The sequence below is a fragment of the Marinactinospora thermotolerans DSM 45154 genome, assembly GCF_900167435.1.
Classification (GTDB): domain Bacteria; phylum Actinomycetota; class Actinomycetes; order Streptosporangiales; family Streptosporangiaceae; genus Marinactinospora; species Marinactinospora thermotolerans.
Genome location: NZ_FUWS01000012.1, coordinates 60,665 through 73,500 on the forward strand (window position 1 = coordinate 60,665; position 12,836 = coordinate 73,500).

A 12,836-nucleotide genomic window follows, 5' to 3' on the forward strand; every position below is an offset into this window, starting at 1 on the left:
CGTGTTGCGCCGGCACGGATGGTCGCCCCCTTTCGCTGCCCCGTCCCGCCGCGGGCAGATGGCGCGGCGGGCACGCCGCCTTCCCGACGCGGACGAGCGGCGGGCCCCCGAAAAACCCGCCGCTCGTTTCCGGACACCGGCCGACGCCGGCGTGTGATCCGGTCAGCGTTTGAAGGCGCTCTTGGCGTCCTGGCCGACCTCTCGGCCCTTGCCCTCGACCATGTCGGCGCGTCCCTTGTTCTTGAGCCGGTCGTTTCCGGTCGCCTTGCCCACGGTCTCCTCGGCCTTCCCCTTGACCTGCTGGCCCTTGGCTTCGACCTTCTTGCCGGTGCTCATCTCGACCTCCAGCTCGTGCGTGTGGCCCGCGCGGCGAGGTGCCGCGTCCGAACCGTCCGTACGCCCTTACGCCTGCCGCACAACGCGCCGCCTATACATATTTCTGCCAAGAAAATCCCAAAAACGGCCGATATCGCACGTCAGAGCGCCATCGGATCAAGCGGGGACGAGAACACGGTTCCGCCGGGATCGAGGCCGGGGAAGACCAGACCGTCCGGCTCCACGCCCAAAGTCAACCGAACGCGCCCCCACCAGACCACCCCGCCACCACGACCGACCAGGCCGACCCGAGAGACAGGCACCCCGCTCAGCCAGGGCACGTCAGCCCGTCAAGAGCACCCTCACCGAACGAGCGGCGTCCCGCCATGCTCAGCCATTCACTCCGAGAAGCCCATGACCACTAGCTCCCCAAAAGCAAATGACACAAGACATTAATAAAATCCGCCATGATTCTCGAATCAGACAGGAAGGACGATGTCGCAACCCATTCGAGCGAATCGAACAAATTGAACCTCAGAAGAAAACTTCAAAGGAGTATCTCGATATTTCACAAGTCTACGGCTTTCAACTGAAGACAGAAAGGACCGACTCACCCCTAGAATAAGCAAAGCAGACAGAGAAGCATCGAAGACACCGAAAGGGACGCTCGAGCAGCTCGACGCTCGAGAGAGCGTGAAACATCTACAGAAATCTCTACACTCAATCGGGGATGATCCGATCGAAGCGCATTTGAATGTCGGGCATCATCTGTCGAATCAGGGACCGATACTCCTCTTCAAGATCCCCTCCGCCCCCCGAAGAACTCTCCCCTTCTATGGAAATCTCAAATACGCTACTTTTGACAAGACCGACGAAATGCATCGCCTGCACCACCTCTTCATCCCGCACATCCCCGTAGACATAATATCCACCTCCTTCAAGTCCACCGATATCCCCCTCAGAAACAACACTTAAAAACCCTTCGCCAACTTCCGACCTCTCCCGCTCGAATTCTAAAGACGCCTTCTCCGTCGCAGACTCTCCAGAAGGAACTGCAGCGATAGACCTGTACGAGAGGGTGAAGAGCGACTGTTCCAACCCTCCAATATTCAACACCCAAGAGCACTCGTTCTCTATAACCCTAGCCTCTTCCTCAGGGTTTTCCAGAGCCGTATCCGAATACCTCTCCCCGGAGTCCACCCTTTGAGGCATGGCAGCACTGAAAGCCTGTATATTCCCTAGGGAATCACAGAGATCAAATCCTCCGGGCGCCAAAGAGGAGACCACACCCCTCGTAGGCGCAGCAGCAGCGAAGTCTCGCTCTTGTGGATTTACATTAATCGCAGATGAGAATAGACGGAGGGCACCAAATATGACTCCTACAACCAAGAAGGCGGCAGCTGTTCCCGAAGAAACGACTAGAAAGAAAGCCTTCCAACCACTCACACCGCGTCTTCTTTTTTCTGCCCCTGCCGCTTCGGACACAGAACTCCTCCGTCTACAAGCATCTTACCGTCCCCTCATCCCCGCTCTTCTAGCTGCGCCTTCACAGACGGCTCCTCCAAGGGACGAGTAAATCCCACAATCTCCGCGCGGTTCGGATCGTCGTACTCCCTAACGGCGATCGGACCGCAGTTGGTGCACCACGCCTCGACCATCAGACCGTCCCCGATCACCATTCCGACATGCCCAGGCCCCGGCGGCTCGCCTGTTCCGACCCGTTGGACATCGAAGAACACCAGATCCCCCGGCTGTTCCTCACCTTTCTCGATGCGCGGTCCGAACTCCCACTGGTGCTGTGAGACACGCGGGATCGTGACGCCGATACTCTCGTAGGCCTTCATCATCAGCCCCGAGCAGTCAAACCCGTTGGGACCCACCCCGCCCCACACGTACGGCTTGCCGCGCTGGGCCAACGCCCAGTCCACGACGGCCTGCGTCAGTTCGTCCGGTGCCTGGCCGATCAGCGTGCCGTCGGCGTTGACCTGACAGTTGACCGCGGTCTCGATGGCCTGGTCGGTGGAGTAGTCCCCCTCGGCGTACTGCTCGGCCCAGCCGAGGACGTCGTCCACGTACCACCAGGCGTGGTTGTAACCGAAGATCGCCTGGCGGAGGTCCTCCTCCGCGCCGTGGGCGATGAGGTAGTCGGCGGCCGCGGGAATGGCGTCGGCCGGATCGTAGACGCTGACGATCCCGTCGTCGTTGCCGTCCTGCCCGTAGCCTTCCTCCGGCCGTTCCTCCACCTCCATGATCGGCTCGCCGCCCCAGCTGTTGCCCGCCGCCGAGCCGTCCTTGGCCCCGAACTGCATCGGTCCGGCGGCCCCCCAGTCGTTATGCCCCTCTGTGATCCCCGGTCCTTCCCAGCGGCCGTGGTGACTCTCCACCTGCCCGATACCGGCGAGGACGTTCCAGGGGATGCCCTTCTCCTCCCCGACTTCACGGTAGATCTCCAGGTAGTTCTCGGGGATGGAGTCCTCCGCGTACCCCGACGCCTCCACCTGTTCGGTCCGCGGGGTGCACTGCAACGAGGTCAGGGCCGTCATCCCCTGGTTGATCGAGGCCATCGGGATGACGAGAATCGCGAGCACGAGCACGCCCGCGATGAGCAGGCCGGCCCCGATCGCGAGACGGGTCGCGCAGGACCCGTCATCCGAGGGCGTAGGCCGTACGAACAGCCGGATCATCATCCGCCTCCCAGGTTCCCGGCGTCGGCGGGCTGGAAGTCGAACACCTTCCACCCGCCCTCCTCCTTGACGAGGGTCACCGCGAAGTCCCCAAGGTCCTCGCGGGCTCCGTTGCTGCCTTCGGTGATGGACTGGGCCGTGACGACGAAGACGATCGAGTCGTCGTCGAATCCACGTACCGAGTCGACGGAGGCCCGTCCCTCGGCGACGGCCTCGGCCTCCCGCATCTCGCCCCACAACGCGCCCGCGCCAGAGCTGTTCGCGAGCGTCTCGGCGTAATCGGCGGTCGCCAGGCGCCGCATCCGGTCGTAGTAGGCCTCGGGGGACTCGGAGTAGTCGATGGTTCCGTAGGCGGTGGCGAACTGCTGCGCCACGGCGGCGGCGGCACGGAAGTCCTCCTCGCCGAACGGTAACCACTCCATGACGTCGGCGTCCTGGGCGTCCGTGGTCGGAATCGGGCTGGGAGGCGGCGCGTCAGCGGCCTGACCGTCCGGATCCCGTGGCGTCTCCACGACCGTTCCGGCCTGTGGCTCTTCCTCTGCCCCATCCCCCTGGAACCCTCCCAGACTCAGATAGACACCGAACGCGACCAGGACCACGACGAGGACGCCGAAGACGAGGCGCTGCGCGCCGTCGGAGAGGGGCTTGGGCATGTGGGGGCTTTCTCTTCAGCGATGGACGGTAGAGACAAAACGGGGGTCTTTGCTGACGGACGTCACCGACACGCGTGTTCCCATTCCGGCTTCAACTGTCGTGACGTCCATATCGGGAACATGGGAGAGGCGGGAAACCGATGGAGTCGAAGACGCGCCTTCGCCATCACGTTCCCGCCTCCCCGGATCAGTCCTCGTCCCGCAACCAGAACGGAACGTCCCTGTTCCTGTCCCGCTGCTGTTGGGGATCGGAGGCCCAGAAGGGACTCGTGGGGGCGTCCTTGTCTCGGCCGCCCTGTGAGCCCTTGAACCAGTTGCCACCCTCTTCCCCACCGCCGCCAGGTGCCGGTCGCGGGGTTCGCGGAGGTGCCGGACGTTCCCTTCGGGAGGGCGCGGCCCCCCAACGCGACCCCTTCGCGGTGGTGTTGCCCTGGGGCGGGGTGGCGGAACGACCGTTGAAGATTCCCCGGCCGTTGCCGGGGGCTGGGCGCTCCGGGGCCTGCGGGGCGGGCGCGGCTCCCCCGTCCGATGCGGAGGCGGACCGCCGGCCGTTGCCCCCGCCCGTTCCGAACACGGATGCCCATCCGGTGTCGCCCGCGCCCGTGTAGCCGCCGGCGGGACGGGGCGGGATCGCCCCGCTCGGGGTGGCGGGGCCACTGCCGAGGCCACCGCTGGCGGCGGCGGTCTCGGTGAGCCGAGGAGCCTGGGAGGAGTCGCGCAACGGTGGAGCGGAGGAGGCCCGTCCCCCCTCGCCCGCGGTCGGTTGCGTTCCGAGCTGCAACGGCGGCGGGTTCGCCCCTCCCCGGGCCCTTCCGTATCCGGTCCCCGCGACACCGCGTGCGCGCCCCTGGTCGCCGCGGACCGTGGAAGCGTCGTTCGCACCGGTGTCGGCAGCGGCGATGGCCGCGGCCCCGCGTCCCGTCTCGCCTCCATCAGGCACACCGCCACCCGGCGAGACCGCGGAGGCCGCGGCGGCGAGCTGCGGAGCCTGCTTCAGTCCCCACTTCTGCGCCCGCATGTAGGCGACCGGCGGCAGGAGGTTGGCGCTCTTGCTCAGCGCGGTGCTCGACACGGCGTCGCTGACCATCCGGGAGGTGAAGGTGTTGGCGTTGACCGAGGCGAAGAGATGCGCGAACGGCTTGCGGTAGATGAACGTCGCCAACGTGAACAGGGCCAGCAGAATCATCTGTAGGCCCCACCCGAGATTGGTCGCCATAACCAACCCGTAACACATCACCAGCAACGATATGAGCAACACGATAAAGATCTGCTTCAATAGCAGACCGATCAGCATCTCAAACCAGCGAAGAAGGACAGTCCTACCATATCCCGGATGGATGCCAATCAGGAGGAATACTGGAGCCAAAAGCAGAAGCAGCAGGAAACCGATCTTCAAGACGATGAGAGCCACAGAAGCAGCGAGTATTAGACCTCCGGCGAAGACTGCAGCAAACAGCGCCAAAGTCGCCACTCCAAGCCTACTCCCCTGCTGCTCACCCGAAAAAAGAGGATAGACCTCTGGGTAAGTATTCTGCACATCCGCCGCTATATCTTCATAAGCAGCCTGTTTGTCCGCGTAGAGCTGTGCCGCATCAATCTCTCCAGCACTTATCCCTTGCTGCTCAAAGCGACTAACCCCTTGCGCCTGAATCAGCGCAACCCCGTGCTGCTCGACGGCCGTATTAGCCGCAGGACCGGTTCCGAATACACCCGCAACCCACGGCCTGCAGACAAGTCCCGACCAGAGCATCTGCGAATTATTTCTGACCACAAAGTCATTTTGACTTTCCCAATCAGCCTTTTCTATCTCTGGAGCATTCAAAGGACATGCAACAGCCGCACCCGGAACAGACACTCTAGAGATGGCCGTGTTAATGAGCTGGCCGCCCGAATTGACCAACGTCCCCGCAGACGAGAGGATATACGAAGGGTTGACGAGTATCCATATACCAAGAACTGTCGCCAAGACCATCCAAACCGCGCTTTCGATGGTCAAGGTAACCCTCTTGCGAACTAGCCCATACCAACCGAGCCAGACCGCCCCCAGGATTACGACCGTCGGAAGAAGTGGTCGCCAGACGCCTTCACGGAGCCCTTCAATTACCCCTTCAACGAGAGAGTTGAAACTGTTAAGAAGCCCGTCAGAGGTCGCTGCCTGATAGACAGTTATCGTTGACTGGTTGATCGTCTTCGACAAGTCCCATGCGGTGTTGCTGAGCGTCGCGACTGCACTTGAGCTGAGCTTGTCCACGCAGGATTCACGAATGACATGCCATTGTTGGCCAGCTGTCCCGTACTGACCGTAGAGGCTCGCGTCTGGTGGAAGACCGTCAGGCGAACCAGAGATCGCGGCCTCTGTTCTCGGCGGCACCAGCAACCCGTCGGCTCCTGATCCCGCCGCCTCGGGGACAGGGGCCGGTTCGCCCTCGCAGCCCGGGACGGCCGCGTTGACCGACCCGAGGGGAACCAGGAGGAACGCCAGCATGAGCACCGCCATCATGGCGGCGCGACGCAGGCGCCCTTCGTGTTTCTTCGTCATCACCGCAGCTCCTGCCCCGTGCCCACCAAAGCACCGTCCTCCTCAAGATCGGGCCGTTGTCGCGTCGGGTTCGTGTCGAGCCAGCGCAGCAGCTCACCCGACACCAGGTCGACGGCGATGCGTCCGGCGCGGCCGTCGAGGTCACGGAAGATGCATTCGCCGTTGCCGAGGTTGCGCAGGACGGCGTTGTGTTCCTCTGAGGGGTCCACTCCGAGCAAGGCCATGACGTTGTCGACCTCGACCCGTTCGGTGGAGCGGAAGGCGAACACGGAGGAGAGACAGTTGGTGACCTGTTCGTTGAGCAGGTCACCGGCGTTCTGGCTGACGAGGATGAGGGCGGTGTTGCGGGAACGTCCCATCCGGGAGACCTCGGGGACGAGCTTGGCCCCTTCCGGGGTGGAGGTGACCGCCCACGCCTCGTCGAGGAAGATGGCCTTGGGCAGGCGCCGGTCCAGCCCGTTCATGAGCCGGCGGGCGAACTGGCTGACGAGGTACAGCAGGGCGACGGAAAGGCGCTGTTCGTAGCTGTAGTCGTCCCGTCCGATGGTGGAGTCGGGCAGGGTGAGCCCGCCGAGGGTGAACACCGTGGTCCATCCCTCGGTGTCGACCTGCTGGTCGCCCTGAGGATCGAAGCAGAGGCTGGCCAGCCGCATCTCGGACATGGAGCGGAGGACCGCGCCGAGGTTACGGGAGGCGGGGTCGTGGGAGGACTCCAGATAGGAGACGACCTTGGCGAGGCTGGGCCGCGGCTGGTTGGCGACGGCGGCGACGGCCTGGATCATGGCCGACTCGCGTTCCTCGCTCATGCGTGGCAGGAGCAGCCGCAGCGTCTCGGTGGCCATGGTCTTCTTGGCGGGCAGGTCGTCACCGAACCCGAACGGGTCGAGCAGTCCCGGCGCGGCCGATTCGAGGGACATGATCCGCGCCTTGCGCCCGCGCCGTTGGAGGAGCCTGACCAACGACTCGGCGTCCCCCTTGGGGTCGATGGCGGCGACGGTGACGCCGCGCAGGGCCAGCTGGTAGATGAGCAGCAGCGCGAGGGTCGTCTTGCCTCCGCCCGGTTCCCCGGTGATGGCGATGGCGGTGGGGCGGTTGCGGGCGGCGGCGAGCATCGGGTCGAAGTGGACGATGGAACGCGCCCGTCCCAGCGTCTCGCCGATGTAGGGGCCGACCCAGCCGGCCCCGTGGGAGTCGACGCGGTCACCGAGGTCGACGGTGGCGGTGGGCATCCCTCCGGCGATGGTGCGCAGCGGTTGGCGCTGCGCGTAGGCGTTGAGGCGGATGCGGTCGCCGGGCAGGGACTCGCAGAACAGGGAGAACTGGTCTCCGGTGGAGTTGACGATGTCGATGCCGATGTCGCGGTAGTGCTCGATGACGGCTTCGACCCGTTGGACGAGGAGCTCCTCGGTCGGCGCGGACACCATGAGACGGTGCCACCCGTAGACGAAGGGGAGCCGTTCCTTGGTGATGCCGTGTTCGAGCATGCGCGCGGCGTCGATCTGCTCGGCGAGGGCGATGGGCGCCTCGACCCCGGCCTCGCGGATGTGCGCGTCCATGTCACGGGCGTGGGCGAGCTTGCGCCCGACGTCCTTGCTGGCCTTGGCCGGCGGGACGAGCTTCATCCGCAGGGAGACCTCGACGGGGAAGGGTAGGGCGTCGGCGTAGTGCAGCCAGGGTTCCCCGTCGGGGAAGGGCATGAGGTCGGGGAAGCGGGAGAAGGAGAGGTAGGCCACGTGGGTGGAGCCGTTGGGCTGTTCCAGTCGCAGCATGGAACGCCCGTTGTGCAGCACCCCTTCGACGAGCGCCTCGATCTCGCCCTTGCCCCAGGTGCGGCGCCCCGTCGCGGAGGGGCGGGGTTCCTCGATGCTGCCGGTGACGGCGTGGCGGATGAGCCAGGCGATCTCGGTGCTGGTGGCGTGCCGGGCGTGCAGGGAGCTGGCGGCGAGGGCCCGGCCCAGGCGTTCGGCCTGTTCGGTCCAGCGGGCGATCTCCTTGTCGTCGATCGCGTCGTCCTCCAGGCCGAGGACCTGCTCGGTGCGCTGGTAGGCGGAGAAGAGCTGGGCGAACATCCCTTGGGAGAGCTGGGCCCGCACGCCGCGCTGGCCGAGCCGGACACCGAGGTAGACCTCCTTGGTCCAGAAGTCCTTGGCCCAGACGTGGCGGTACATCTCGTCGAGGTAGTCGTACCAGCCGGGCCCGGAGTCGGAGGTGCGGTCGAGGCGGGTGGCCCAGTCGGCCGCGGGGTAGGTGCGGTGGGCGACGCGCAGGTGGACCTCGGCGTCGGGCATGCGGATCGCGGCGAGGGCGATGGTGATGTTGGTGGCGAGCGCTTCGCGTTCCTCGGGGGTGGAGAACTCGTAGGACACCGTGGGTAGCCGGAAGTAGGCCCAGGCTTCGACGTCGCTCAGCAGGACGCGATCGTCGAAGTAGCGGACCGCCAGGCGGCTGGCGCCCCTGCTGCCGTTCATCGGTTGTCCTCCTGCGGAGTCGCGGTACCGGGTTCGTGGGCACGGGAAGGGTGGTCCGGGGATGCCCCGGGACAGTGGTACCCGTGTGGTGGCCTGTGGAAGCCGTGGACACGCCGTCCGGCCGGGGACGGGCGGTGGGAAACGGACGTGGTCCCGTTCGCGTCCACGGTTCCGCCGCCTGTGGTGGGGACGTCCGGCGGGCGCGGAGCACGACGGTGGGCCGGCAGGGCGAAGGCCACGGCCCGCCTCGCCCGGGTCACCTCTGCGCCTCCGAGGCGACCCGGGACCCTCCGGCGCCACCGTGCCCGCCGGTGAATCCGGTGACGATGACACCGGCGAGGGCGGCGTGGGCGCGACGTGTGGTGGCACGCAGCGTGGTGACGTCGACGACGCCACGCGCGGCGGCCAGGTGGTCGTCCCAAGGGACGCGCACGATCGCGCGGCAGCGACCTCGGGCGACCTGTTCCGCGGCGTCGACGTCGGCGAGGCTGCGCCTGCTGACGCCGTTGATGACGACGATGGCCTTGGCGCGCAGGTCGGCGTAGCCATGGCCGTCCAGCCACTCGAAGGTCATGGCGACCGCGCGCGCGGCGTCGGCGCTGGCCGGCGCGACGAGCACGAGCGCGTCGACGATCGGCAGGGCGCGTGCGACACCGGTGGCCGCCGGGTCGAGCAGGGTGATCTCGTAGAAGCGTTCCAGCAGCCCGGTCAGTCCGGCGTAGTCGCGGTCGTCGAGCGTCTGCACGTAGGGGTCGTCGAGGGTGGTCACGACCTCCAGGCCGGTGCTGGACTGCGAGGTGTACTGACGCATGCCGAGATAGCCCTGGACCCCGCCGGTGTTGGCCAGGAGCGAGGTGAGTGTCTCGGGGGTCTCGGTGCGGATGCGCCGGGACAGGCCCGTGCCGCCGGGGTTGACGTCGACGGCCACGACCGGACGGTCGCGGTGCTCGGCGAGGGTGTGGCCGAGCATCAGGGTGGTCACGGTCTGGCCGGCGCCGCCGGTGCAGCCGAGCACGACGATGCGCCGGCTCCCCTCGAAGGGGGCGCGCAGCCGTTCCAGGTCGGCGGCTGGCAGGTCGGTGCGGGACTGGACGGCGTTGCCTCCGGTGACGACGCGGGCGAGACGCCGCCATCCGCGCGTCCCCGAGTCGGGTGTGTCGGAGGGCGCCGACCGCTCGGTTCTGCCACGGGCGGGCCATCCGGCGCCGGTGCGACGGCCGACCGGATCGTCGTCCGGAGCGGCGGCGCCGGGCAACGCCTCCTGTTCGCCGGTGCCGTGGTCGAGTTGGAGCTCGGGTTTTTTGTTGCCGGCCGCGCTGGAGGGTCGCTCCTGGGGGCCGTTGGGGGTGGGGACGCCGTTGGGCGGGGTGAAGAGGCGGCTGAGCCTGCGGGCGTTGTCGGTGACGCGGGAGAAGACGCCCCCTCCGGTCCGGTCGCCGCGTTCGTCACCCGTCGGGGCGTCCTCTTCCTGCCCGGCCGCGGGCTGGGGTCCGGTGCCGGCGGAACGGACGGTGCGCGAGAGCCGGCCGGAGCGGCGCGGTTCGCCGTGGTCGTCGGGGGTGGCGGCCTCCTCGCGGGCCTCGGGTCCGCCCGTGTCCCGGCGGTCGCGGGCCTGGAAGGCGGCGCGTTCGGCGGCTTCGAGCTGTTCCAGCGTCCGGCGCGGCCGGGGGTCGGTGATGTCGCTGAGGCTTTCGTGCTCGCCGGTGCCGTGGTCGAGTTCCAGGACGGGCTTGACCGGGAGCAGCAACGGGGCGACGGCCGGTTCCCGCGCCGTGTCGTCAGCGGCCCGGGGGGTCGAGGGCTGTGGGGTCTCCTCCGTCTTGGGGGTGTCGTCCGTGACGGGAGTGTCGTCTCGGGGGGTGGCCGCGCGCTCGGAGAGGGACTCCTCGTCGGTTTCGGCCCGCCCGGCCTCGCGGTCCTGCCCCGTGCTCTCGGCCGGTTCGGGGGCGTGCTCCTCCTCGGCCTTGTCAACGGCCCGGCCCTCGACGGGGTCGTGCGCGTCCGCGTGTTCGCCAGCGTCGTATCCGGTTCGTACCGGTTCCTCGGCGGAGGCGGTGGGCGCCGTCGCCGACGCGGTGGTGTCGGCGGTGGGCTTGGGAGCGCGCCGGTAGTGGACGACGTCGATACGGGGCCAGGTGGTGGCGCTCGCTTCGGCGTCCTCCTCCGTCCGGGAGGTGGCCGACACGGTCGCGGCCGTGGTGTCCGGTGCGGGCGCGGCCTCCTGCGGGACGTCCGGTCCGGTCGTGGGCCTATCGTCGGCTTTCTCGTCGTCCGGTCCCTGTTCGCGTGGAGCGGTGCCGTGCCTCTCGTCGCCCTCCGTGCCGGAGCCGGCCGGAGGAAGGTCCCAGGGGGCGGCGTGCGGGCGGGGGCGGGGCCGGCCGACCCGTTCCTGCTCCCGTGCCTCCTCCGGGCCGGCGGGATCGCCGAGCCCGCGCGCGACGGAGGGCGGCGGGGCGGGCTCGACGGTGGACCGTTCGCGGTCCAACCGCCGGGTGACGGCCGCGCTCTGGACGCGACCGCGCAGACGCCGACGCGCTTCGGCGCCGTGCCACGGGTCGCCTTCGGGGGCCGGTTCCCTTCCGGGGGCCTCGGCTCCACGGCGGGCCTCGGCCCGCTCCTTCGGGGTGCTGATGTCGGCGGGACGCGAGTAGCCGTTGGCCTCTGGGACGCGGGGCGTCTCCGTCCCCTCGTCCGCCCGCGCGGTCTCGTGGACGGCCATGGCCGATTCGCGGTCCGACACCGAAGGATCCGGTGCCGCCATGATCTCCTCGGCGCGCCGCCGCGCGATGAGGCGCTCGGGGTCGGGATCGGGGACGCGCATGGGAGCGGTGTCGCCGGTGGTGTAGGCCACCTTGGAGGACAGCGGCCACGGGGTCTCACCAGAGGGGGTGCGCAGCGCCGTGAACCAGGCGTCGTTCTCGCGTTCCTCCTCGGCTTCGCGCAGCTCCTCGGAGGTGCCGGGCCTCGGCGGGGGCGCGACCTCCCGGGCGCGTGTCTCGCGGCCGTCGCCTCCGAAGGGGTCGGGGGCGTCGTCGCGGTGGCGGGTGGTGGCGAGCTCGGTGCGCTCGGCGGCGGGGACGGCCGGGGAGGCGGTGGGCACGGCCTCGGTGTCCTCGGCCTGCGGGCGTGGCAGGGCGAACCCGAAGTAGTTGAGGACCTTGCGGCCCAGGGAGCGCCGGTCTGAGGGGGCGGCCGCACGATCGGCGCTCCCTTCGCGCTCCTCGTCCGTGGCGGGACGAGAGGAAGATCGGGGGGCGTTTCGGGGTCCGGTCTCGACGGCGGGGTGGAGCACCACCTCGGCGTGGTCCTCGGCCGTGGGGACGGCGAGGTCGGTGGCCGTGGTCTCGCGCTCTTCCACCTCGCGCTCCTCGACGGGCCCGCGCGCGCGTCCGCGCCCGCGGGCCGCCCGGCCTCCGACCGCGGGCAGGGGTCCGGCATCGGGATGGCGATGCCAGACCCTGACCGCGACGGTGACCTCGGTGGGTTCGTACTGGGGGGCGAGTCGGGTGTAGACGCGCGCCTCGGCGAGGAAGCGCGCCTGTGACAGCAGTAGTTCGGTGAGCCGTTTGCCCTCGATGACGGGCCGGGTCGCGAAGAACGCGATCACCAGTGGCGGCACCAGCCACAGAACGTGCCAGGGCGTCTGGAAGGGGACGCGTAGCACGCTCATGAGAAAGGCCCAGACGATGGACACACCCAGCCACACACCGAAGGTGACCAGCGGAAGCGGCCTGGGCAGCCGGAAATCGTACAGCTTGTAGAGCCGTTTCTCGATCCGCCAGATATTGGTGTAGGTGGGTAGATCCACGTCCAGGGCCTCCTACTCGGTCTGCACGCCCATCGCCCGGGCAATGGCCACGGCGATGACCTCGATGATCCCCGGCACATAGAAGACGATCCCGATGAAGATCGCCAGGATGATGAATTGCGCGAACCTCGTGATCTCCCGCGTGAACAGGAAGAAGATCGCCACGATGGACACGATCACGAGGAACAGCGGCCCGAAGAAGCCGCGTAGCCAGTCGGCGAGCCCGGAGGTGTCGGGTCCGTCCGTCACGGTGCTCTCGGCACCCGCCAGGACGAGGGGGCCGATGTCGGCGGCGGTCTGCGCCGCGTCGGAAAGCAGGGGGAGCATTTAGCGGACGCCCTCCCTCGTCTCGAATGTGAATTTCATGAT

General features: G+C 67.7%; 8 protein-coding genes. All 8 read right to left on the reverse strand.

Annotated features, from left to right (window positions below; all coding sequences use genetic code 11):
• Positions 1–162 precede the first annotated feature (162 nt).
• Complete coding sequence (locus B5D66_RS20185; protein WP_078763367.1) at positions 163–336, reverse strand: CsbD family protein; 174 nt, start codon at positions 334–336, stop codon at positions 163–165.
• Positions 337–1,035: 699 nt separating this feature from the next.
• Entirely contained in the window at positions 1,036–1,800 is a 765-nt protein-coding gene (locus B5D66_RS25210) for a hypothetical protein (RefSeq protein ID WP_144390226.1), read from the reverse strand.
• A 35-nt stretch (positions 1,801–1,835) separates the two neighbouring features.
• Positions 1,836–2,999: a C40 family peptidase gene (locus tag B5D66_RS20195; protein WP_078763369.1), complete on the reverse strand. Its 1,164-nt coding sequence runs from the start codon at positions 2,997–2,999 to the stop codon at positions 1,836–1,838.
• Positions 2,999–3,652, reverse strand: a complete 654-nt coding sequence (locus B5D66_RS20200) for a hypothetical protein (protein WP_078763370.1) — start codon at positions 3,650–3,652, stop codon at positions 2,999–3,001. The genes B5D66_RS20195 and B5D66_RS20200 overlap by 1 nt, the downstream gene beginning before the upstream one ends.
• Positions 3,653–3,839: 187 nt before the next feature.
• Positions 3,840–6,191, reverse strand: a complete 2,352-nt coding sequence (locus B5D66_RS20205; RefSeq protein WP_200813726.1) for a type IV secretion system protein — start codon at positions 6,189–6,191, stop codon at positions 3,840–3,842.
• Positions 6,191–8,659, reverse strand: a complete 2,469-nt coding sequence (locus B5D66_RS20215; protein WP_078763372.1) for an ATP-binding protein — start codon at positions 8,657–8,659, stop codon at positions 6,191–6,193. The genes B5D66_RS20205 and B5D66_RS20215 overlap by 1 nt, the downstream gene beginning before the upstream one ends.
• Positions 8,660–8,915: 256 nt before the next feature.
• Positions 8,916–12,467, reverse strand: a complete 3,552-nt coding sequence (locus B5D66_RS26355) for a conjugal transfer protein (RefSeq protein ID WP_078763373.1) — start codon at positions 12,465–12,467, stop codon at positions 8,916–8,918.
• A gap of 12 nt (positions 12,468–12,479) precedes the next feature.
• Entirely contained in the window at positions 12,480–12,794 is a 315-nt protein-coding gene (locus B5D66_RS20225) for a hypothetical protein (protein ID WP_078763374.1), read from the reverse strand.
• Positions 12,795–12,836 lie beyond the last annotated feature (42 nt).